The following is a 21938-nucleotide window of genomic DNA, read 5'->3' on the forward strand; positions in this document are numbered from 1 at the left end:
AAAACAATACAAGACCTGGCGCAGGTCTCAACCAAAAAAAGCTAGAAACTGCAAGCCCAACACTTCGTACGCCCATTTTCTGTCTGCACGTAGCGCTACACAAAACGTAGCACCCGCTAAAACAAACTCCCCTGCCCCGACAGCAGCCCCGGCCGAAACTGGCCAATATCCAGCTCCACCCGCTCGCGGTTCAGGCCCAGCTTGGCGCAGGTTTTGTGAAAGCGCTGGCGTATCAAGTCGGCCCACAGGCCGCTGCCCTTCATGCGGGTGGCGAAGTCGGCGTCGTAATCCTTGCCGCCGCGCATTTCCTGGATGCGGGCCATCACCCTATCTGCGCGCTGCGGGTAGTGCAGCGCCAGCCATTCACGGAACAAAGGCTGCACCTCCCAGGGCAGGCGCAACACGGTGTAGAAGGCGGTGCGCGCGCCCGCCTCATAGGCGGCAGCCAGCACCTGCTCCATATCGTCGTTGATGAACGGAATCTGCGGCCCCACGCTCACACCCACCGGCACGCCCGCCTCGGCGAGTGCACGGATGGTGCGCAAGCGCCGGTGCGGCGCGGCGGCGCGGGGCTCCAGCGTGCGGGCCAGGGCGCCGTCCAGCGTGGTGAGGGTGATGTAGACGGCGGCCAGCTTGCGCTCGGCCATGGGGGCCAATAGGTCCAGGTCGCGCTCCACACCGCTGCCTTTTGTTACCAAGGCGAAAGGGTGGTGGCAGCTATGGGCTACGGCAATGGCGCTGCGCGTCAGGCGCAGCTCGCGCTCAATCGGCTGGTAGCCGTCGGTCACCGTGCCCAGGGCAATCATGCGCGGCACGTAGCTTTTTGCCGCCAGCTCACGCGCCAGCACTTCGGCCAGGTTGCGCTTGGCGATGATCTTGGTTTCAAAGTCCAGCCCGGGAGACAAATTCAGGTAGCTGTGTGTGGGACGGGCATAACAGTAGATACAACCGTGCTCACAGCCACGGTAGGGGTTGAGCCCGTATTCAAAATAAATATCGGGCGAGTCGTTATGCGTGATGGCACTGCGGGCGTCTTCAAAAATGACCTGGGTGGCCAACGGCGCTGCAGGCTCAGCGCCCTCCAGGGTGCCCCAGCCATCGTCGAACGCGGCCCGGTCTACCGACGCGAAGCGGTGCGCCAGGTGTGTGGCCGTGCCACGGCCTTTGATGGACTGTAGGGGGATATGGACCTCGGCCATGGCTCACCCCGTACGCCTACGGTAGTCCCACGTACACACAGCCCCAAGCGCCCTAACGCACATCAGGCAAGCGCGAGAAGCTATAAAAATAGAAGCACCGGGGCAGCACATAAATAACTGTATTTAAATACAGTATTTTAGTGCTGTTTGGGTATCTATGGGGACTAGGCAAGCGACCTACACGCTTGTGTTGCGCCGACTTGCAAGTTGCGCCCCCCCCCCCCAACCGACGCAATCAATCCACCGCGTGAAGGGCTGCGGCTAATGCTCAGGGCGTCACGGAGCTTGATGTGGTGGTAGTGCCGGTAGATGCCGTGTCATCGGCCCCGCGTTCATGGCGAACATGGCCAGGCGCGTCGTCCGCACCACGCGCTTGACGCACATGTCCTGCCGCATCGTCAGTGCCTCGGCCGGCACGGCTACCACCTGAATCGTCACTGGTAGCCGAGCGCGACGACGAGGAGCCCGTCGAGGAGGTGCCGGAAGAACTACCCGAGGAGGACGACGAAGAGCCGGAAGAGGCCGATCCGGAAGAGGAGGAGCCGGATGAGGACGATCCGGAGGATCCGGAAGAGGACGATCCGGAAGAGGAGGAGCCGCGAGAACCAGAGGAACCAGATGAGCCAGAGGAACCAGAGGAACCTCCCTTGTGGGCAATGGCCGAAGTACTGGCCAGCGCAAGCAACAAGGAGGCCGTCGTAGCCACAAAGGCGGTGCGAAGGGTGTTCATGGTGTGGTTCCTTAGAAGTGGTTTATGGATCAAATGTGTGTGATTTTTTCCCGCACACAATTCGACTATATGCGGGAATTTTTCCCACTGCAAGATTATTGTGTAATTTTTTCCCACAACCGCGATACATTTACGGCATGGATAGCTCTACCACCTCCCCAGCGGGGCCACCACCGTCCCTGGTCCGCGCGCTGCGCAAAGTTCTACGCCCAGTTGTGCGGGTCATGTTGTCGCAAGGCATCACCTTCCCTTACGTCGCCGAGCTGTTGAAGAATTTGTTTGTGGACGTCGCCGCAAGCGAATTCCGCCTTGACAACAAGCCGCCCACAGACAGCCGAATCAGCCTGATGACGGGCGTGCACCGCAAAGACGTCAGCCGCCTGCGGGCCGAATTGCAGCAAACCTCCGATGCGGTGCCCGACGTCGTATCCCTGGGTGCCGAGCTGGTGGCCGTGTGGCTGGGGTCGCCGCGCTACCTGCATGAAGACGGCAGCCCCCTTCCCTTGGCGCGCTTTGCCAGCGAAGGCGGTGAGCAATCATTCGAAAGCCTGGTGGCGGGGGTCAACAGCGACATCCGCTCCCGCGTGGTGCTGGACGAGTGGCTACGCCTGGGCGTGGTGCATATCGACGCCAGCAACCGTGTGTGCCTGAATGCCGAAGCCTTTGTACCCAGTGAAGGCTTTGACGAAAAAGCCTATTACTTTGGCCACAACCTGCACGACCATGCTGCTGCGGCCGCCAGCAACCTGTTGGGTGGCAAACCGCCGTTTCTGGAGCGCAGCGTGCAATACGACGCGCTCAGCGAAGCCTCCATCGCCCTGCTGGCCAAGCAAAGCGGAGACGTCGCCATGAAAGCCCTGCTGGCCGTCAACAAGAATGCGCTAGCCCTGGAGCAGGCAGATGCCCCCGCTGCTACTGCACGGCATCGCATGACCTTTGGCGTGTACTTCTACTCCGAGCCGGTTCCTGCAGATACCGCGCCGCCCCCAATACCGGGGGGAACACCATGAAACCCAAATGGCTCCGCCTTCCTGCCGCGACGCTGCTGGCAGCACTGCTCAGCGCGCCGCATGCCCTTGCCTCCAACGTGTGTGGTAAGAGCGACTCGCCCACCAACCCCGCAGCTGCGGCGCCAGGAATAGGCGGCACCGGCGACACCGCGCTGCGCCCGGGCATAGGCGGCACCGGCAATGTAGCCACCAGACCCGGCATCGGTGGCACGGGTATCGACAGCGCCGAGCTGCATGACAACGGCGGCATTGGCGGCACGGGCATTGTGGGTGTCATCACCGGCTTTGCCAGCATCTGCGTCAACGGCATGGAGGTGCATTACGACGCCACCACCCCCATCAACGACAACGGCCTACCCGCGCCGGCCAGCGCGCTGTCCGTAGGCCAGGTGGTGGTGGTAACCGCAACCGGCCAGGGAGACGAATTGCAAGCCCGGCAGATTGCTCTGCAGCACCTGGTCATCGGCCCGGTAGAGTCCGTCAACCCGGCCCAAGGCGAGCTGACGGTGCTGGGGCAAAGCGTACGTGTCGGCGACGCCACCTCCAGCCTGCTGGGCCTGCAAACGGGGCAATGGGTGCGCGTCAGCGGCTACAGGCTCAGCGACGGCAGCATCGAGATGTCGCACCTGCAGGCCGTGCCTGCGCAAGCGCAAGCCATGCTCACAGGCCTGGCCGTATCTGCCGCCCACGGCAATGTCCGCATCGGTGGCACCACCGTGCACACGGAGAGGCTGGGCTTCCTGGACGGGCTGCGTGCATGGCGTGCCGCAAGCCAAGGCCAGGAAGTCCAGGTCATGGGTACCTGGAACGGGCGCGAGCTGCTTGCCACCGCACTCCAAACGCAGCCTACGCACAACACCCTGGGGCCGGTGGAACGCGTGGTGATGGAAGGCTATGTCAAATCTGCCTCGCGCGACAGCGTGGACATTGGCCAAGGACGCATGGCTCTGGCCCAGGCCTTGCCCGGCGCAGAGCGTGCTGCACTGAGCGGCGATCGGGAACAGCGGGTACGCATTACCGCCCTGCGCGATAGCAATGACCGTGTCACCGTGCAGCACATTGAGGTGCGGCACAGCGAAGCCAAGCGCCGCAACTCTGGGAGCGGCAAGAGTGAAAGTAGCAGCAGCACAAGCAGCACTAGCTCTGACGACTCAAGCGGCAGCTCCAGCTCGCAAAGCTCGGGCAAGTCGGAGTCTGGCGATGACAGCAAAAGCAGCAACAGCGGCAGCTCAGGTAGCTCAGGTAGCTCTGGTAGCTCAGGTAGCTCTGGTAGCTCTGGTAGCTCAGGTAGCTCTGGTAGCTCTGGTAGCTCTGGTAGCTCAGGCAGCTCAGGCAGCTCTGGTAGCTCAGGTAGCTCAGGCAGCTCTGGAAGCTCTGGAAGCTCTGGAAGCTCGGGTAGCTCAGGCGGGTCCGGCAGTTCGGGCGGTTCGGGCGGAAAAGGCAAAGGGAAATAGCGGCGCCCTGGTGGGCCGTTTCACAGCCAAGAAATGCCCCACCAGCCCAGCCAGTGGCCGCAGCTTCACACCAGCCACAGCACCAGCGCATGCAAGACCACGCCGGCCAAGCCGCCCACCAGGGTCCCGCTGATGCGTATGAACTGCAGGTCGCGCCCTACGCTGAGCTCCAGCTCCTGCACCAGTTGCCGGTCGTCCCAGGCCTTGATGGTCTGCGCAATGTGGCTGGTGACCCCGGTGCGCAAGCTGCCCGCCAGCGCGCCCGCAGCAGACATCACATGCTCGTTGATGGCATCGCGCAGGCTGGGGTCACTGGCCAGCCGCTCCCCCACCGTATTGAGCGCGCCCTCTAGATTGCGGCCAATGGCGGACTGCGGGTCGGCCAGATCGTCTTGCAAGCGCCGCTTGATGTCGGTCCACAGCGTAGCCACAAAGCTGCGCAGCACTGGGTCGGTCAGCGCGCGCTCCTTCAGGTCGTCGCAGGCCTGGCGCAGGGCCGGTTCGTCGCGCAAGCGTTGGATGTATTCGGTCAACCAGGCTTCATAGCGCAGGCGCATAGGGTGTTCAGGCTGGGCCAGCACTTCGCGCAACTCTTCCAACGCCGAGGCGCTGAGTTTCTCGGCCATGCTGTCCGCCAGTTTGGACGTAGAAGCCACCGCGTCCACCATGCCCACCACCTTCGGCCACTCTTTGCGCACATGCTTGAGCAGCAGCTGCGCCACCGTGGCCTTGACTTCATCCTGGGCCAGGTATTTACCGACCTTGACCAGCCCCGCATCCAGCAGTGCGTGGTGACGCCCGCCCTGCGTCAACAGGCCCAGCACCTCGCCGGCGGTGGCCGCCGCATCCCAGCGCCGCGCCTGCGCTACCAACAGCTCCAGCGTGGCGCGCTGCATGCGCTCGTCGTCAAACATGTTCAAGGTCGCTAGCGCCCAGCCGCGCGCCTCAGTCACCCAAAAGCCGACCCGCGCCGGGTCGCGCAGCCACTCGCCCAGGCGCTGCGCCGGGTCCAACACCGCCAGCTTGGCCAATAGCGTTTGCGGGTCCAGAAAATGGTCGCGCACAAAGTCGGCCAGGCTGTCGGCAATGCGCTCCTTGCTCTGCGGAATGATGGCCGTGTGCGGCAGCGGAATCCCCAGCGGGTGGCGAAACAGCGCCACCACCGCAAACCAGTCGGCCAGCGCGCCTACGGCCGAGGCCTCGCAGAACGCCCGCAGCCAGCCCCAGCCGCCCTGCCCGCCCATCCAGTGGCTGGCCAGCAAGCCGCACAGCGAGGCCAGCAACAAGGCAATCGCAAACCACTGCATGCGGCGCAGCGACTGGCGGCGGTGGTCAGGGGTGGATGCCATGGCTGCAGCATAGCCGCTCACGCCGATGCACACCTTGATACAAATTTAATAGCAGCTGGCGCAGGTGGAATCTGCGCTAGCGGCCTGTTTGACTTAAATCTTATCCCTGTGCCTTGTAGGCCCGCCAGCCGCCAAAAGCCGTGATGTCCCGTGCACCGACCAAACCGGAAGGCTCGCAGATAAAGCCCGCGACAGACGAGCCATCTGCCAACAACGTACGGCCAATCCCCAGAGGTGCCGGGATGCCATCGACAAAGCTGCCAAACTGCGCGCCAGGCAAGTCCCACACTTCCACCTCGATAGCCGCACCACCCTCTTCACCTTCGGCCACGCGAACCAGGCCGGGGCGTTTGCCATCGGGCAAGGCGTACAGGCGGTACACGGCTGCGGTGGTGGTGCGCTGCACCAGGCGGGCGCCCCGGCTGGTGAGCTGCGGGTTCAATGGCTGGCCCTGCAGGTGGGCGCCGCACACGGCCACACGCACCTGGCCAGAAGGCACTGCATTGGCGGCCTCAAAGGGCACGGCCGCCAGACCGGTGGCGCCCAGCGTTGAAGCCCTGCCCTGCAGCGCCTGTTGCCAGCGCTGGGCCAGGTGCAGCAAGGGCTGGTCCTGGTGCGCCTGCGCCACAAAGGTGACACCGCAGGGCAGACCGTCCGGGCGAAAGCCGATGGGCACCGCGATGGCGGCATAGTCCAGCAGGTTGACGAAGTTGGTGTAGTAGCCAAAGTCGCTATTGCGGGCGATGGGCTCGGCCAGCATGGTGGCGATGCTGTGGATGGTGGGCGAGGTGGGCAACAGCATGCAGTCCATGCTGGACCACACGGCGGCACAGCGCTGCGCCAGGGCTCGCAGGCGGTACTGCGCGGCAAAGGCATCGGCGGCCAACGGCTTGGCACCACCCAGCGTGATCTCCCGCGTGACCGGGAACACGGACTCGGGCTGCGCGTCGATAAAAGTGCGGATGGCCTGGTAACGCTCGGCCACCCAGGGGCCTTCGTATAGCAGGCGGGCGGTTTCCTGGAAGGGGGCAAAGTCGATTTCCACCAGCTCCGCCCCCAGCGCCTGGGCGTGGGCGCAGGCGTCGGCATAGCACTGGGCATACGCGCTGTCGCCGAAAAACTGCAATTGGTCGGCACGCGGCACGCCAACCCGCCAGTGGGCGGCGCGGCCAAAGTCGAAGCCATGCGGCTGCGCCGGGCGCGAAAAGGCGTCTTGTGCATCAAAGCCATGGGCGACGGCGAAGACCTGCTGCGCGTCGTCCGCCGTCAACGCAAAGATGGACACCACATCCAGCGAGCGGCAAGCCGGCACCACACCGCTAGTGGACAGCAAGCCCAGGCTGGGTTTCAAGCCCACCAGATTGTTGAAACCGGCCGGCACGCGGCCCGAACCGGCGGTGTCTGTGCCCAATGAAAAGCTCACATGGCCCAGGGCCACCGAGACCGCCGAGCCGGCGCTGGAGCCGCCCGACACATAGTCCGGGTTAAAGGCGTTGTGGCAGGCGCCATACGGCGAGCGCGTGCCGTTCAGGCCGGTGGCGAACTGGTCCAGGTTGGTCTTGCCGATGGCGATGGCACCCGCGTCCAGCAGGCGCTGCACCACAAAGGCGCCGCGCTCGGGTGTGTAGGCGTAGTCGGGGCAGGCGGCGGTGGTGGGTACGCCGGCCAGGTCGATGTTGTCCTTGATGGCAAACGGTATGCCCCACAGCGGCAGGCCCTCGGGGCCACGGTCCATCAGGGCTTGGGCGCGGACACGCAAGCTGGCGGCGTCAATGCGGTGTATCCATGCGGTGTGCGGGTCGTCGCCAATGGCGGTCACCACGTGCTCCACCACCTGCAGCGGTGTCAGGCTGCCGTTGCGGTAGGCCTGCTGCAGCGCGCCCAGGCTGAGGGAAATAGGGTTTGTTGTCATGCTTGCTCTCCTTGAATCACCACCACGTCTTGTCCGGCCGCCACGGCCCCGCCTTCGCGGCAGGCCATGCGCCACACCGTGCCGGCGCAGGGCGCGGCCACGGTGAATTCCATCTTCATCGATTCGATGACCAGCAGCGGCTGGCCCTCCACCACCGCGTCCCCTTCGGCCACCAGCAGCTTCCACACGCTGCCGGGCACGGCACTGGCGACACTGCGCGCGCCGGGGGGCAGGTCATCTTGCGAAACTGCGGCGTCCAGCGCCTCCGGTTCGCCCACGTATTCGGCTTGGCCGGCCAGGCGCCAGCGCTCGCGCTCTTCTTCAAATGCCTGGCCTTGCAAGGAACGGAAGGCGGCGATGTCGTTGGCGTTGTCAGCCAGAAAGCCTCTGTAGTCGTGCAGGCTGAAGGTGCCCTCCTCCACCCGCAGCGGGTAGCGGCCGGCGGGGAAGTCGCGGCGGATCTGCAGCAGCTCCTCTTCGCCCACCGGGTAGAAGCGTATCTGGTCGAAGAAGCGTAGCAGCCAGGGTTTGCCGGCCTCAAACGCCAGCGCACCACTGGCCGCATCGCGCCAGCGGTTCCACATCTGCAGCGTGCGGCCCACAAACTGGTAGCCGCCCGGGCCTTCCATGCCGTAAACGCACATGTAGGCGCCGCCAATGCCCACCGCGTTCTCCGGCGTCCAGGTGCGGGCCGGGTTGTACTTGGTGGTGACCAGGCGGTGGCGTGGGTCCAGCGGCGTGGCCACCGGCGCGCCCAGGTACACATCGCCCAGGCCCATCACCAGGTAGCGGGCGTCGAACACGATGCGCTGCACTTCCTCGATGCTTTGCAGCCCGTTGATGCGGCGGATGAACTCGATATTGCTGGGGCACCAGGGCGCGTCGGGCCGCACCGATTGCATGTACTTTTCAATCGCCAAGCGGGTGGCACTGTCGTCCCAGCTCAGCGGCAGGTACACGGTGCGTGAGGGAACCACGATGTCGGCGGTATTGCCCAGCGCGTCGTCTGCTACAAAAATCGCAGCTATCAGCGCAGGTAAATCAAGCGCCAGCGGCTCAAAATGTATTTGAAGCGAGCGGATGCCCGGCGTCAGGTCTACGATGCCCGGCAGGCCCTGCGCCTGCAGCGCTTGCATCAAGGCGTGCACGCGCATGCGCAGCGCGATGTCCAGCACCGCGTCGCCCAGCTCCACCAGCACATAGCGGTCACCGGCCTGGCGCAGCACCAGCGCGGGCCGGTCGCCCTGGGCCGCGCGGTCGGCCAGGATGGGTGAGCCCACGGCCTCGGTCCGTAGCGGAATCGCGGGCGGTACCCAGGCCAGGTCGGCAATGCGGCGCTCTTGCGCGGCGTGCAGGGCCAGGGCCTCGTCGGCCGTCACACACCGGAAGCGCACGCTGTCGCCGGGGCGCAGCTGGCCCATCTTCCAGCGCTCACTGGCCAGCACGACTGCCGGGCAGACAAAGCCGCCCAAGCTGGGGCCATCGGGGCCGAGGATCACCGGCATGTCGCCGGTGAAGTCGATGGCGCCAATCGCATACGCGTTGTCGTGGATGTTGGACGGGTGCAGCCCGGCCTCGCCGCCGTCGCGCCGCGCCCACTCGGGTTTGGGGCCGATCAGGCGCACGCCGGTGCGGCTGGAGTTGTAGTGCACCTGCCAGTCGGTGCCGAAGAACATCTGCACATCGCCATCGGTGAAGAAATCCGGCGCGCCGTGTGGACCGTAGAGCACCGCGATGTCCCAATGGTTTTGGTAGGCAGGCACGACATCAGCGGGCAATACCGCCAGCGGTGCAGCGACCGCATCTGCGCCGATGTGCAGCATGTCACCCACCCGCAGGGTGCGGCCCGCATGGCCGCCGAACTGGCCCAGCGTGAAGGTGGAGCGGCTGCCCAGGTACAGCGGCACATCCAGCCCGCCACGCAGTGCCAGGTAGGTGCGTGCGCCAGCGCCCTGCACCGCGCCGAGCTTGAGCACGCTGCCAGCTTTGACCGTGTGCGACTGCCACAGCGGCAGCGCCACGCCGTCCACAGTGACAGCCATAGCCGCGCCGCACACGGCGACCACGGTGTCGTTATGGAAGCGTAGGCTGGGGCCGCTGAGGGTGCATTCCAGCGCCGCTGCATCCACTGCGTTGCCCACCAGACGGTTCGCCAGGCGCATCGCCAGGTCATCCATCGGACCACTGGGGGGCACGCCCACGGCCCAATAGCCTACGCGGCCTGGGTGGTCTTGCACGGTGGTCTGCACGCCGGCGTCCAGCACCTCCAGCGCCTGCGGCTGGTAGTGCAGGTCGGCCAGGCTGCGGGTGACCATTAAGCCATCCACAAACACCGGGTCGGCGGCAACGGTGCGCAGGTAGCGCAAATTGGTTTCTATGCCCGCCAGCCGGGTGGAGGCCAGCGCAGCCTGCAGCTTGGCCACCGCATCGGCACGGTCGCTGCCGGTGACGATCAGCTTGGCGATCATCGGGTCGTAGTTGGGTGGCACCTCGCTGCCGGTGGCGACCCAGGTTTCGATGCGCGCGTCTGTCGGGAAGACCACCTCGGTCAAACCGCCCGCGCAGGGCTGGAAGTTGCGCGCCGGGTCTTCTGCATAGAGCCGCACCTGGATCGATGCGCCAGTGGGTACGGGCACGGTCAGCGCGAAGTTGTCGCCCCGCGCCAGCTTCAGCATCCAGGCCACCAGGTCCACGCCGGTCACCTGCTCGGTCACGCCGTGCTCCACCTGCAGGCGGGTGTTGACCTCCAGAAAATAGAAGGCACCGGTGTCGGCGTCCAGCACGTATTCCACCGTGCCGGCGCTGCGGTAATGCACAGCTTCGGCCAGGCGCACGGCGGTTTGCTGCAGGGCGGCGCGGGTGGCGTCCGACAGGCCGGGTGCCGGAGTTTCTTCGATCACCTTTTGGTTGCGCCGCTGGGCCGAGCAGTCGCGCTCGCCCAGCGCCACCACCTGGCCTTTGCCATCGCCGAACAGCTGCACCTCGATGTGGCGGGCGCGTTCGACAAACTTTTCCAGGAACAGGCCGGCGTCCTTGAAGTTGGCCTGCGCCAGGCGCTGGACGGCTTCAAAGGCTGGGCCCATTTCGGCATCGCTGCGGATCAGCCGCATGCCGATGCCGCCGCCGCCGGCCGTGCTTTTCAGCATCACCGGGTAACCAATACGCGCGGCCTCGGTCTGCGCCTGCGCCAGGTCATTCAGCAAACCGCTGCCGGGCAGCAAGGGCACGCCCTGGGCCTCGGCCAGCGCGCGGGCCGTGTGCTTCAGGCCGAAGGCGCGCATCTGCGCGGGCGTGGGGCCGATGAAGGCGATGCCAGCATCTTCACAGGCCTGGGCGAAGTCCGGGTTCTCCGACAAAAAGCCGTAGCCGGGGTGGATGGCGCCGGCGCCGGTAGCCCGCGCTGCGTCCAGGATGCGCCGCGGGTCCAGGTAGCTCTGCGCTGCGGGTGCCGGGCCGATGCAGACGCTAGCATCGGCCATGGCCACATGCAGCGAATCGGCATCGGCCTCGGAGTACACGGCCACCGAGCGCAGGCCCAAGGCTTTGAGGCTGCGGATCACGCGGCAGGCGATGGCGCCACGGTTGGCGATCAAAACGGTATCGAACATGGGGTGGTCCCTCATGGGGCGGGTCGTCCCGCCGGATGGTGCAAAGGCACGAGTCGTCCCGTGTCTGTTGGAGTGGTTGCCAGCTCTTCCCTCCGTTCGGGCTGAGCCCGTCGAAGCCCTTCGACAAGCTCAGGGCGAACGGTGTTTAGGGGTGCAGCGGCAAGATCATTTAAAGAAAATCGCCCTCTAGCGCATGTATTACCTGCGCAAGCAGCTACGAATTCAATAGCGAATCAATCCCATATGAGCAGCCGGATAGGCGTGGGGTTGTAGCCATTGCAGGGGTTGTTCAGCTGCGGGCAGTTCGAGATCAGTACCACCACATCCATCTCGGCCTTCAGTTCCACGTACTTGCCGGCGCCGGAGATGCCGTCGGCAAAGCTGAGGTGGCCTTCGGGCGTGACCGGCACGTTCATAAAGAAGTTGATGTTGGGCGCGATGTCGCGCTTGCCCAAACCCAGCACGCCCGCTTCACGGCAGCTGCAGATGGCATGCATGAAGCTGTCGCGGCAGCTGTGCATGGGGCGCTTGTCCAGCGCGTAGCGGACCGTGTTGCTCTCGCTGGAGCAGGCGCCGCCCAGGGTGTCGTGGCGGCCGCAGGTGTCTGCGGTGATGGTCAGCATGACACGGCCCTCGCTGGAGTACAGCTTGGAGCCCAGGCCCAGGTAGAGCTGGCCGTTACGGGCGATGGTGTCGGCTGCGCTGTAGCGCTCCTCGGCGTTGGCGGCGCTGTAGAACAGCGTGTCCACCGCCTGGTTGCCTTCCAGGTCGAGGATGCGGAAGGTCTGGCCCGCGCGCACGGTGGCCATCCACGGATCGCCGGCCAGGCAGGTCTGGTCGAGCACTGCGTCGGCAGGGTTCAGTTGGCTTTCAAGTAGTTTGCTCATGCTGCGACTCCGCAATAGCGTTCGGTATTGGTGAAGGCGCGGCCGTTCTGCGCGCACTGGGTGCGGCAGGCGTCATCGGCAGCGACCGGGTCGGCTCGGAAGGCACTGAGCTGCACATCGGCGGGCGCGTAAATGGGGTTCGCATCCAGCGAATGCGGCGCGCTGCTGAGGACCACCAGGGTGTCCATCTCGAAGCGTAGATCCACACAGCTGCCGGCTGCGCTGTGGCCGGGCACATGGCTCAGCGCGCCATCGGCATCGGGCACTACTTTGCTGAAAAAGTTGACGCTGGGCACCAGGTCGCGCGCGCCGAGTCCCCACTTGGCCAGCTCGATCAGCAGGTTGTCGCGGCCATTGCGGTGCATGGCGTTGCGGTGCTGCTGGTAGCGCTTTTCGCCGTACTGGGCGAGCACCATGGCCGCGTCGCTGACGCCGCACCAGGTGTCGTGCCAGCCCAGGCTGTCTGCCGTGATGGAGCACAGCACGCGGCCCATGTCGGACTGGCAGACATAGCCTGCGGTCAAGAAGGCGGTGTGCTGCGACTTCAGGGTGTCGGGCATGTTGTAGCGTTCCAGCGGCTGCTCGGCGTTATAGAACAGCGCGGACACGTTGGCGCCGCCTTGCAGGTCGGTCAGGCGCAAGGCGGTGCCACGGCGCAGCCGGCCGGACCAGTGGTTGCCGCCAGGGAGGTGTTCCTCCCACAGCAGTTTGTTGGCGGGGATGGGATTCATGCGGATGTCCTCTCATCGGCTGCTTGGGTAAGCCGTTGCAATTGGTCTAAATCGGTTTTCATGCCAGAGGTTTCGCGGATGCGGTCCAGCAGTTGGCGTTTCAGGCGCAGAAACTCGGGGGCGAGCTTCATGTCCTGTTCGCGCTTGGCAGGCAGGGGCACGTCATAGATCGAGTCGATGCGGCCGGGGCGCGGCGCCATCAGCACCACGCGGTGGCCGAGGTAGATGGCCTCTTCCACATCGTGGGTCACGAAGACGATGGTGGTGCGCTCCAGGCGGTGCACGTGCAGGATCAGGTCGTGCATCACCTCGCGGGTCTGCGCGTCCAGCGCGCCAAAGGGCTCGTCCATCAGCAGGATCTGCGGCTTGCCCATGAGGGCACGGGCAATCGCTACGCGCTGCTGCATGCCGCCCGAGAGCTGGTTTGGATATGCGTTGGCCGAGGCCGTCAAACCCATCAGCTGCAGCAGTGCGTCGGCGCGGCCCGAAGCGGCCTCTACATCGGCACTGCTGCGGTTGCGGGTCTGGGCGCTCAACTGCCGGCAGAAGCGGATGTTTTCCGACACGCGCAGCCAGGGGTAGAGGCTGTAATGCTGAAACACCATGGCGCGGTCCTGCCCTGGGCCGGTAATGGCCTTGCCGTCCACCAGCACGTCACCCTTGCTATGCGTTTCCAGCCCGGCCAGAGTCCGCAGCAAGGTTGACTTACCGCAGCCGGAGGCACCGACCAGGGTGACAAACTCGTTGTCGGCGATCCCCAGGTTCACGTCGTTCAACGCGGTCGTCTGGCCGAAGTACTTCCAGACGTTTTTGCATTCAATTTTCATAGCTTTAACGTCCGTGCATCCATGGAAATGCCTTGCGGTGCAGCAGGCGGAACAGCTGGTCGATGGCCAGGCCGATGCAGCCAATCAACAATATCCCGGCAAAGATCTTGTCGGTCTGCAAAAAGCGCTGGGCCTTCAAAATCGCAAAGCCCAGGCCCGAGTTGGCGGCCACCAGCTCGGCCACGACCAGATAGGTCCAAGCCCAGCCCATGGTGATGCGCAAGGTGTCCAGCAGCGCCGGTTTGGCCGACGGCAGGATCACCTTCTCCAGCACCTCGCGCCGGGTCGCGCCCATGGTCTGCGCGGCCTCAATCTGCGCCATGGGCACACGGCGCACGTCCTCGGCCACCATCAGCACCATCTGGAAGAAGGTGCCGATAAAGATGATGGCCACCTTGGCGCCCTCGTCTATGCCCACCCACAGCATCACCAGCGGAATGAAGGCCACGGCCGGCATGTAGCGGATGAAGTCGGTCAGTGGCTCCAGCAGCGCCTGCACTGCGCGCCAGCTGCCAATCAGCAGGCCCAGCGGTAATGCCAGCAGCGCCGACAGCGCCCAGCCGGTGACCACACGCAAGGTGCTGATGGCGGCGTCACCCATCAAATCGTCTTCCATGGCCCAGGTGATGATGCGCGCCACCACCTTCTGCGGCCCCGGCAGAAACACCGGGCTGACGCCGGCAAACGCACTCAGCAGCGCCCAGCCCAGCAGCGGAACCACCAGGCCGACAAGCGCGAGCAAACCGTAACTGCGACGCGAGATCGCAAGTCTGATAGACCAAAGACTTGACCACATGGCGTGGGCCTTACTTCAGCGCGTCTTGGACCAGCGTGCCGTCTATGCCCTTGGCAGCGTCTGGCTTACCGTCGATCAGCTTGTACTGCGTCAAAAAGGCGGCAATGGTCGGTGCAGTGTTAGACAGCGACAAGGCGTTCTTGGCGTCAAACGCCTGGGTGTTGGCGGCGGCATCAAAGAACTTGGTGCCGGGCAGGAACACGGCGTATTCCTCGGGCGACATGCTGACCACCTTGGACATGATCTTGGCGGCTTCGGCGGGCTGTTCGCGGATGAACTTCTCGGTATCGAACCAGGCCTTGATCATGCCGACCAGCTCCTTACGCTTGGTCTGGATGGCCTTGTCTTGCGCCACCAGCAGGTCGGGCACCAGGCCGGGCATGTCCTTGGAGGTGAACAGCGACTTACCTTTGCCGCTGCTCTCGATCTGGTGCACCCAGGGGTTCCACAGCACGGCGGCATCGACCTTGCCGCTGATGAAAGCGGCAGCAGCGTCACCGGCAGAGAGGTTGACGATCTTCACGTCGCCCAGCTTCATGCCGTTCTTGGCCAACGCGGTAGCCAGCACGAAGTGCGAGATGCTGTACTGCTCCAGCGCCACCTTCTTGCCTTTCAGTTGGGCAAAAGATGTGATCTTGGGGCCGACCATCAGCGCGTCGTTACCCGCCGAGTTGTCGTTCACCAGAATGGCTTTCAGTGGCAGGCCTTTGGCCAGTGGGCCCAGGGTGTCGGACCAGGTTTGGGAGTTGGCATCCAGCTGCCCGGACGAGAGCGCGCCGATGGAGTCGGTGTAGTTGGCGAACCAGACCAATTTGACGTCGGCACCGTGCTTCTTGAAGAAGCCTTTTTGCTCGGCAACGTACCAGGCGACCCAGCCCGGCCAGTCAGACAGGCCAACCTTCACCTCGGCGGCAGCCGGCCGGGGCAGGCTGACCGCACCCAGGCCGACCAGCACCATACAGACGCTGACGGCACAACGTTTGAACGCAAGAGAAATCGGAGAAAAATGGAAAGACATAACAGCTCCAGGTTGAAGAACAAATGCGGGAGACCACCTCGACAACGAAGTGAACCTCCCGGGCTTTTGTCCCGCCGTGGAGCCTGCAGCGGTATGGGCCGCTGCTGGCCGACTGCTCTCGGACCAGACACCGCTTGATGGTCAAGCAGTCGGAACCCTAGCTGTCATTTGAAGAAGCGATCCAGAGTGGCCGCCCCGCGCCTACCAAGCACGCAAGTTCGATGCCAACGAGAAATCTGCTGCGCATCGCAGTACATCCACCTCTGTACACACGCGGGCACAAGCCAAAACTTCACATCGGCAAAACGCCCATCGGGGCCTATACCGGCACTCAGATGGTGCCCGCGCACACATGCGGTGCATCCAGGTCTAGACGCCATCGACCAACCCAGAAAGCTATGCGAAAACTATATTTTTGATAGCACCCTGCGCAGTATTTACCTGCGCCAGCCGGGTATCAGGCCGCATGTAGAAAATCGGCCAGCGCGGCCGCCAGGGGCAGGCCGCTTTGCGCCTCGAACACGCTGTAGGCGGGCATGGGGTGGACCTCAAAGCAGACATAGGTGCCATCCGGGCGCAAACGCAGGTCTATGCTGGCCAACGGTAGGTCCATGGCCTGCAACAGGCACACGCACTGGGCGGCTACGGCAGCTGGCAGGCTGGTGGCGCTCCAACCCATGTCGCTGTAGGCCTCGGCGGCAAACACCTGCTCGCCCACCACATGAACGCAGATATCCACCCCGGACACATAGGCCTGGAACTGGGTGGGCAGTTGCGCCAGGCGGTGCATGCGCAACAGGCCAGCGTCGTCCAGCTCAGTCATGCCCACGTCCGCGTCGCTGATGGAGCTGAACGTCACGCGGCCATGCTGGTTGCGAAAGCTGCGCACCGCCTCGGGGTCGGAGCTGACCAGGGTGGCCGGCACCAGAAAGCCCGCCTCGCCCATGCGCTGGGTCTGCAGTGGTTTGGAAGCATTGGCTTGTACGGCAGTGGGTCGGCTGACCACCCGTACAGGGGCAATATCAAACCAGTCCAGCAGCTGCTGGTGCAGGGTTTGCGCATGCACATTGGCCACTGGGGCGCCATCCAGTTGCAAGGGTGGCGATGGGCGCGTGAAAACAGCACGGATGTCTTGCAGGGGCAGTGCCTGCCTGGCCACCACCAGTTCGCCCGATACGCCTGGCGGGCCGACCGAGATGTCTAGCCAAGCCTGGTCCAGCGCGGCCGTGTCCAGATGCAAATAGGCTGCGTCTACGGCCTGTAAGGCCTGCACCAGGCAGCTGATGGGTGGGTCGTCCGCCTGGCCGTAGACGAGAATCATGCGACGCCGTCGCGCTCCAGTTCGTCAGCGGCCTGGCTGTGCACCAGATCGCAGATACAGGCAGCCACGGCGTCTATGTCTTCCAGGTCCGTCAGGGCCGGGTACGGGCTGACGCCGACCAGCGCGAACACCTGGTTTCTGCGCACAAAGCGGAACTCCAGCACAGAGAACCCCAGGGCCTGGCTCGCAGCCACGCAGGCCCGGCCAAAGCGGCCGGCCAGCACGCCGGTAGTCTGCGCGCCCGCCACCAGCACGGTAGCATCCCATTCCAGTGCAGGCATGCCGGCGTCGCGCGGCGCCACGGGTAGCCCACACTGGGCTGCGGCTTGGGCCCAGCGCAGCATGGGCAGCTGCGGCGACAACAAGGGCTGGTTGCGCAGTGAATGCAACACACGGTCACCCAAGGATGCCAACCAGCTTTGCATCAAGGCATGGAACTCGGCCGCCGCGTAATCTCGGTCCTGGGCGCTGCCGTGCAAAAAGCTGGGCATGGGCAGGTGCTGGATACGGTTGAAAACAGCGCGCACCTGGCTGCTGAGCAACGCGGGCCGGCCGGGCAGTGTGAGCTGCGTTTCAGCGTGGCCGTGGTCGTCCACATGGTGTGACCACATGGCCTGGCTGAGCATGGCGGGCCGTACGGTCCAGACCTCCACAAAAGCGCATGTGCAATCTTCGCGCAGCATGGAATGCAAGGATGCCGCAACCGACGCGGCACCCGTATCGGCCGCATGGGCCAGCACCAGGACCACATCATTCATAACATGCACCCCGCACGAACACAGGCCGGCCGCAGGCCTTGGGCAGGCTGATGCAGACAAGGCTAAAGCGGGCATTGCGACAGTTCATCATGGGCTTTCCTCAAGTAGATCTGCAGCCTGACCGGCTGCAGCTACGGGAGCGCAACAGCGGGTCAAGCGTTACAGCATTCACCCAATTGGGCGACCCCTGAACGATAGGCGCGCGCAGGGGCTACGTCACCCACGTCTTCCACCTTTTTGAGGGAAAACCCAGCACAAGATATAGCGCTTGTAAAGCTCCGCAACCCGCGCGAAAGCCGCGTGCCTACCAGACGTCGGAGCGCACCTGGGATTCCCATGCTCCTTCACGCACGCGGTAAACACCAATCACGCCATAGCGTTGTTCACCCTTGGCATCCCACTTCATGGAGCCGGTCACAGGCGCGTAGCCATCCAGCTTGCGCAGCGCCTCCACGATGGCCGCAGGCTTGGCCGAAGGCGTGCGACCCATGGCTGCAGCTAGCACATAGGTGGCGTCGTAGCTGTAATGCCCTGCATAAGCGGGGTCGATCTTGAACTTGGCGCGGTATTTTTCCAGAAAGGCCTGACCGGCCGGAAACTCCCCCACATCCAAACTTGGCGATGTGGCGAATACGCGCTGCCCAGCAGAGACACCCTTGCGCATCAACGTCGTCTTGATGGTGTCGCCGCCGAGCAGGGTCACATCGGTGTGGTCCACTTTCTTCAGTGCCTCAAATAAGGCCAGCACCTGGAAGTCGTTCAGCGTGGAAACGATCACTTCCACGCCCCCGGCCTTCATCTTTTGGGCCAACTCGTCGAACGCCGTCGTTCTATCGTCAAACGACTGCACCAAAACGATGTTCTTTTGAGCTACCTTGAGCTGCGCTCCGGCGCCCGCAGCCAGCCCCTTTCCATAAGGCGTGCCATCGTCCAGCAGCGCGTATTTGCTGCCCTTGATTTGTGATGCAGCAAAGCTACCCATGGCTTTGGCCTGCAGCGTGTCATTGGCGACCAGCCTGAAGGTGGTGTTGAGGCCCAGCTGGGTAAATTTGGGGTTGGTGGAAATAGCCAGCTGCGCGATGCTCTTTTCGGCATAGACGGGCGCCGCCGCGATGCTGACGCCGGAGTTCAAATCGCCAATGACGGCCACTACGCCCGCATCCACCAGTTGATGGGCCACCTCCACGCCTGTCTTGGCATCCGCGCGGTCATCCACAGCGACCACCTCCAAGGTCACGGGCTTGCCGTTGACCTTGAACCCCTGCTTGTTGAGCTCCTCCACCGCCAAAGTGACCCCATTGAGCATGTCCTGTCCCAGCGGCGCCAAATTGCCGGTCAAGGGCTGGGCTACACCAATTTTGATGGTCGACGGCGGGCTGTCACAGCCGTGAAGCAGCGCCACGCAAGCGCCCAACACGGCTAAGTACAAGCCACGGGTGTATCGAACAGAGGATCGCAAAGGCATGGGCTTTTCCAGTAAAAGATAGTTCAAGTTGAAACAAAGCGTATCGAGTATGCATTCTTTGGGCCAACGGCGAAAATGCCAGACCATGACCGCCAACCAGCCTGCCCCCTCTTTCGCCGCCCCTTCCCTGTTTGCGTCGGAACGCCAGCGCTTCTTGGACCTTCATCCGCGTTCGCTGGCGCTGGGACGGGACGCCACACAGCACTTTTTATACGGCGTGCCCTTGCACTGGATGCGCGACTGGCCCAGCCCGGCCTGCCTGTTCATGCAGTCAGCCCAGGGCGCGCACTTGATATGTGCGGACGGTCTTGCCTACAGCGACTTTTGCCTGGGCGATACCGGTGCCATGTTTGGCCACAGTCCGACGCCCGTAGCCCAGGCTATTGTCCAACAGGCCACACAGGGCCTGACCTGCATGCTGCCGTCCACCCGCACAGCCGAAGTCGGCCGCCTGCTGGCCGCCACCTTTGGCCTGCCGCAATGGCAGATGGCCCTGACCGCCAGCGATGCCAACCGCTTTGTGCTGCGCTGGGCCCGCGCAGTCACCCAGCGGCCGCAACTGCTGGTGTTTGAGGGCTGCTACCACGGCGCGGTGGACGACACCCTGGCGGACCTGCAAGACGGCCAGGTGGTCGCCAGGCCGTCGGTGCTGGGCCAGGTGCACAACCATGCGGCATTTACCCGCATCGTGCCGTTCAACGATCTGGCCGCGCTGGAAGCTGCCTTGTCCGATGGGCAGGTAGCTTGCCTGCTGGCCGAGCCGGCGCTGACCAATTGCGGCCTGGTGCTGCCAGAGCCAGGCTTCTGGCCTGCCGCCCAGGCCCTGTGCCAGCGCTATGGCACGCTGCTGGCGTTGGACGAAACCCATACCCTGTCCACCGGATGCGGCGGATACGCCCGCGTGCACGGCCTGGCCCCCGACCTGCTCATCATGGGCAAGGCGGTGGCTGGTGGTCTGCCGTGCGCTGTTTATGGTTTTACCGACGCACTGGCCGAGCGCATGCGACAGGCCAAGCAGGCCGCGCCCGAAGGCCATAGTGGCATAGGCACGACGCTGGCCGGCAACGCGCTGACCTTGGCCGCATTGCAGGCCGCCCTCACCCGCTTGCACACGCCTGGCAACTACGCCCACATGCTGGCGCTGGCCGACCGCCTGGCCCAGGGGCTACGCGAACGCATACAGGCACACAAGCTCGACTGGTGCGTGACGCAACTGGGTGCGCGCATGGAACTGCAGTACGGCAGCACGGCGCCACGCAACGCACAGGAGGTGCTGCAAGCCAGCCAGCCCGCACTGGAGGCCCTGTTGCACCTGTACATGCTGAATCGGGGCGTGCTGCTGACGCCGTTCCACAATATGCTGCTGGTGTCGCCGGCCACCACGCAAGCCGACGTACAACGCTTGCTGGACGTGTTTGACGCTTTTTTACGTGACCTGAACGCCGACTGATTTGCTATCAAAAAAAGAGCTTCTAGCGCAGGCATTCCCTGCGCTAGAAGCTCTTTTTATTCAAAACCCTGTAGATCAGAATCCGTCCGCGTAGCGCTCCAGCTCCCAGGTGCTGACGTGGCCGGCATACGCGTCCCATTCAGCGGTTTTGAGTGCCAGAAACTGCTGGCAGAACGCGTCGCCCAGGCTGTGGCGCAGCGCCGTATCGGCCTCCAGCGCGGCCAAGGCCGACCACAGGTCGCGCGGCAAACGGGCAGGCATGGCGTCTGGATGTTGGGCCTGTAGGGCATACAGATCGACAGAACAAGGCTCGGGCGCCGGCATCTGCTGGTCCAAGCCATCCAGGCCAGCCGCCAAAGTTGCGGCCATGGCCGCATACACATTGCAGGACGGGTCTGGCAAGCGCCACTCAATACGCCCGGCCACGGTACGCGCCAGGCAGGTACGGTTGTTTTCGCCGTAGGCCTTCCACACCGGCGCCCAGGTCGTGCCCGATGCACTATGGCTAGCCGCCAACCGCTTGTAGCTGTTCACGGTGGGCGCGCACAGGGCCGCCAGCGCGTCCGCATGGTGTAGCAGACCGGCGATGAAGCTGTAGCCGCTGGCGCTCAGCCCCAGCGGGTCGGCGCTGTGGGCAAACACCGGCCGGCCCTGGGCATCGGTGATGCTGAGGTGCATGTGCAGGCCGCTGCCGGGTGCGTGCGCCAGCGGCTTGGGCATGCAGCTGAAATGCAGGCCGTGCTTTTGCGCCACCGCATGGGCCGCCAGCTTGAACAGCATGTAGCGGTCTGCAGCGGCCAGGGCGTCATCGAAGCGGTAATTGATCTCGTACTGCCCGGTCGCGTCCTCATGGTCAATCTGCTCCAGCTGGAAACCCAGTGCCACCAAGGTCTGGCGCATATCGTCCAGATAGGCGTGGTTACGTTGCAGCGCCTTCAGGTCGTACGAGGGCTTGTCCAGGGTGTCGAGCGTATCGCCCACACACCATGTGCCGTGCGCGTCCTTGCGCAGCAAGAAGAACTCGGGCTCTATGCCCACCCACAGCGTCCAGCCACGCTCTTGCAAACGTGCCAGCTGCCGCTTCAGCAGCTGGCGGGAGCAGGTGTCCAGCAGCTCGCCGCCTGCAAAACCATCGGCCACAGCATGGGCCACGCCGGGCATAAAAGGCAGGGCCCGTACATGCTCCAGCCCCATGCGTGCGTAGTACTCGCTGCGTGGTCCCAGGCGCGGCAAGCCCGTGCCCCAGATGCTGGGGCCTGCAAAGCCAGCCCCTACGCCTACCCACTGCCGCAGATGTTCCACCGGCACCAGCTTGCCCTTGGCTACACCATGGATGTCGGCAAACTGCACCATGATGCTATGGATGCCCTGCGCCTGCAGCGACTTCTGCAGCTCTTCCACCGTCGCGCTCGTATCGCTCATG

17 protein-coding genes and 1 riboswitch are annotated in these 21938 nt (G+C 64.3%); of the genes, 4 read left to right on the plus strand and 13 right to left on the minus strand.

The features are described from left to right. Nucleotides 1–116: 116 nt before the first annotated feature. A complete protein-coding gene (locus AC4BBN_RS00975) occupies nt 117–1199 on the minus strand; it encodes a PA0069 family radical SAM protein (RefSeq protein ID WP_490590084.1) in 1083 nt (360 codons plus the stop codon). A gap of 476 nt (nt 1200–1675) precedes the next feature. Here AC4BBN_RS00975 and AC4BBN_RS00980 point away from each other — a divergent pair, with 476 nt between their 5' ends. From AC4BBN_RS00980 to AC4BBN_RS00990, 3 genes are all read left to right on the plus strand, one after another. After that, entirely contained in the window at nt 1676–1972 is a 297-nt protein-coding gene (locus AC4BBN_RS00980; protein ID WP_490590085.1) for a hypothetical protein, read from the plus strand. 94 nt (nt 1973–2066) lie between these two features. Beyond that, the gene (locus tag AC4BBN_RS00985) at nt 2067–2939 is read left to right on the plus strand and encodes a DUF6502 family protein (RefSeq protein ID WP_490590086.1); all 873 of its coding nucleotides are present in this window, start codon (nt 2067–2069) and stop codon (nt 2937–2939) included. After that, entirely contained in the window at nt 2936–4393 is a 1458-nt protein-coding gene (locus AC4BBN_RS00990; RefSeq protein ID WP_490590087.1) for a DUF5666 domain-containing protein, read from the plus strand. The genes AC4BBN_RS00985 and AC4BBN_RS00990 overlap by 4 nt, the downstream gene beginning before the upstream one ends. A gap of 65 nt (nt 4394–4458) precedes the next feature. Here the strand turns inward: AC4BBN_RS00990 and AC4BBN_RS00995 are convergent, their stop codons facing one another. The 11 genes from AC4BBN_RS00995 to AC4BBN_RS01045 all read right to left on the minus strand — a co-directional run bounded on the left by AC4BBN_RS00995 (nt 4459) and on the right by AC4BBN_RS01045 (nt 19065). Beyond that, entirely contained in the window at nt 4459–5742 is a 1284-nt protein-coding gene (locus AC4BBN_RS00995) for a DUF445 domain-containing protein (RefSeq protein WP_490590088.1), read from the minus strand. A 100-nt stretch (nt 5743–5842) separates the two neighbouring features. Beyond that, nucleotides 5843–7654, minus strand: coding sequence for an allophanate hydrolase (atzF, locus tag AC4BBN_RS01000; RefSeq protein ID WP_490590089.1), 1812 nt, complete (start codon nt 7652–7654; stop codon nt 5843–5845). Further along, entirely contained in the window at nt 7651–11262 is a 3612-nt protein-coding gene (uca, locus tag AC4BBN_RS01005) for an urea carboxylase (RefSeq protein WP_490590090.1), read from the minus strand. The genes atzF and uca overlap by 4 nt, the downstream gene beginning before the upstream one ends. Before the next feature lie 233 nt (nt 11263–11495). Further along, nucleotides 11496–12149 (minus strand): urea amidolyase associated protein UAAP2, encoded by a 654-nt coding sequence (locus AC4BBN_RS01010; RefSeq protein WP_490590091.1) that lies wholly within the window; start codon nt 12147–12149, stop codon nt 11496–11498. Further along, complete coding sequence (locus AC4BBN_RS01015; RefSeq protein ID WP_490590092.1) at nt 12146–12880, minus strand: urea amidolyase associated protein UAAP1; 735 nt, start codon at nt 12878–12880, stop codon at nt 12146–12148. Before AC4BBN_RS01015 ends, AC4BBN_RS01010 begins: the two co-directional genes overlap by 4 nt. Next, nucleotides 12877–13707 carry an ABC transporter ATP-binding protein gene (locus tag AC4BBN_RS01020; protein ID WP_490590093.1) on the minus strand — a complete coding sequence of 277 codons (831 nt, stop codon included), beginning with the start codon at nt 13705–13707 and terminating at the stop codon, nt 12877–12879. The genes AC4BBN_RS01015 and AC4BBN_RS01020 overlap by 4 nt, the downstream gene beginning before the upstream one ends. Before the next feature lie 4 nt (nt 13708–13711). Next, a complete protein-coding gene (locus AC4BBN_RS01025) occupies nt 13712–14449 on the minus strand; it encodes an ABC transporter permease (protein WP_490590094.1) in 738 nt (245 codons plus the stop codon). A 64-nt stretch (nt 14450–14513) separates the two neighbouring features. Beyond that, nucleotides 14514–15521, minus strand: a complete 1008-nt coding sequence (locus AC4BBN_RS01030; protein ID WP_490590095.1) for an ABC transporter substrate-binding protein — start codon at nt 15519–15521, stop codon at nt 14514–14516. Between the two features lie 53 nt (nt 15522–15574). Next, nucleotides 15575–15693, minus strand: a riboswitch (guanidine-I (ykkC/yxkD leader). Nucleotides 15694–15978: 285 nt separating this feature from the next. Next, nucleotides 15979–16842, minus strand: coding sequence for an ATP-grasp domain-containing protein (locus AC4BBN_RS01035; RefSeq protein ID WP_490590096.1), 864 nt, complete (start codon nt 16840–16842; stop codon nt 15979–15981). Continuing rightward, a complete protein-coding gene (locus AC4BBN_RS01040) occupies nt 16839–17600 on the minus strand; it encodes a hypothetical protein (RefSeq protein WP_490590097.1) in 762 nt (253 codons plus the stop codon). The genes AC4BBN_RS01035 and AC4BBN_RS01040 overlap by 4 nt, the downstream gene beginning before the upstream one ends. A 304-nt stretch (nt 17601–17904) precedes the next feature. Next, nucleotides 17905–19065 (minus strand): branched-chain amino acid ABC transporter substrate-binding protein, encoded by a 1161-nt coding sequence (locus AC4BBN_RS01045; RefSeq protein WP_490590098.1) that lies wholly within the window; start codon nt 19063–19065, stop codon nt 17905–17907. 85 nt (nt 19066–19150) lie between these two features. Between AC4BBN_RS01045 and AC4BBN_RS01050 the strand changes: the two genes are divergently transcribed. Beyond that, nucleotides 19151–20515, plus strand: coding sequence for an aspartate aminotransferase family protein (locus AC4BBN_RS01050; protein ID WP_490590099.1), 1365 nt, complete (start codon nt 19151–19153; stop codon nt 20513–20515). Between the two features lie 75 nt (nt 20516–20590). Here AC4BBN_RS01050 and glnT read toward each other — a convergent pair whose 3' ends face one another. Further along, nucleotides 20591–21937 (minus strand): type III glutamate--ammonia ligase, encoded by a 1347-nt coding sequence (gene glnT / locus AC4BBN_RS01055; RefSeq protein ID WP_490590100.1) that lies wholly within the window; start codon nt 21935–21937, stop codon nt 20591–20593. Nucleotide 21938: the final 1 nt, after the last annotated feature.

It is taken from the genome of Rhodoferax sp. SPJ21 (assembly GCF_058216335.1).

Excerpts from the sequence above, each read along its gene's own strand:
- AC4BBN_RS01015 (WP_490590092.1), bottom strand. The coding sequence starts at position 12,880 with ATGAATCCCATCCCCGCCAACAAACTGCTGTGGGAGGAACACCTCCCT.
- AC4BBN_RS00985 (WP_490590086.1), top strand. The coding sequence starts at position 2,067 with ATGGATAGCTCTACCACCTCCCCAGCGGGGCCACCACCGTCCCTGGTC.
- AC4BBN_RS01040 (WP_490590097.1), bottom strand. The coding sequence starts at position 17,600 with ATGAATGATGTGGTCCTGGTGCTGGCCCATGCGGCCGATACGGGTGCC.
- AC4BBN_RS00975 (WP_490590084.1), bottom strand. The coding sequence starts at position 1,199 with ATGGCCGAGGTCCATATCCCCCTACAGTCCATCAAAGGCCGTGGCACG.
- AC4BBN_RS01030 (WP_490590095.1), bottom strand. The coding sequence starts at position 15,521 with ATGTCTTTCCATTTTTCTCCGATTTCTCTTGCGTTCAAACGTTGTGCC.
- AC4BBN_RS01020 (WP_490590093.1), bottom strand. The coding sequence starts at position 13,707 with ATGAAAATTGAATGCAAAAACGTCTGGAAGTACTTCGGCCAGACGACC.
- AC4BBN_RS01045 (WP_490590098.1), bottom strand. The coding sequence starts at position 19,065 with ATGCCTTTGCGATCCTCTGTTCGATACACCCGTGGCTTGTACTTAGCC.
- AC4BBN_RS00995 (WP_490590088.1), bottom strand. The coding sequence starts at position 5,742 with ATGGCATCCACCCCTGACCACCGCCGCCAGTCGCTGCGCCGCATGCAG.
- AC4BBN_RS01010 (WP_490590091.1), bottom strand. The coding sequence starts at position 12,149 with ATGAGCAAACTACTTGAAAGCCAACTGAACCCTGCCGACGCAGTGCTC.
- atzF (WP_490590089.1), bottom strand. The coding sequence starts at position 7,654 with ATGACAACAAACCCTATTTCCCTCAGCCTGGGCGCGCTGCAGCAGGCC.
- AC4BBN_RS01035 (WP_490590096.1), bottom strand. The coding sequence starts at position 16,842 with ATGATTCTCGTCTACGGCCAGGCGGACGACCCACCCATCAGCTGCCTG.
- uca (WP_490590090.1), bottom strand. The coding sequence starts at position 11,262 with ATGTTCGATACCGTTTTGATCGCCAACCGTGGCGCCATCGCCTGCCGC.
- AC4BBN_RS00990 (WP_490590087.1), top strand. The coding sequence starts at position 2,936 with ATGAAACCCAAATGGCTCCGCCTTCCTGCCGCGACGCTGCTGGCAGCA.
- AC4BBN_RS01050 (WP_490590099.1), top strand. The coding sequence starts at position 19,151 with ATGACCGCCAACCAGCCTGCCCCCTCTTTCGCCGCCCCTTCCCTGTTT.
- glnT (WP_490590100.1), bottom strand. The coding sequence starts at position 21,937 with ATGAGCGATACGAGCGCGACGGTGGAAGAGCTGCAGAAGTCGCTGCAG.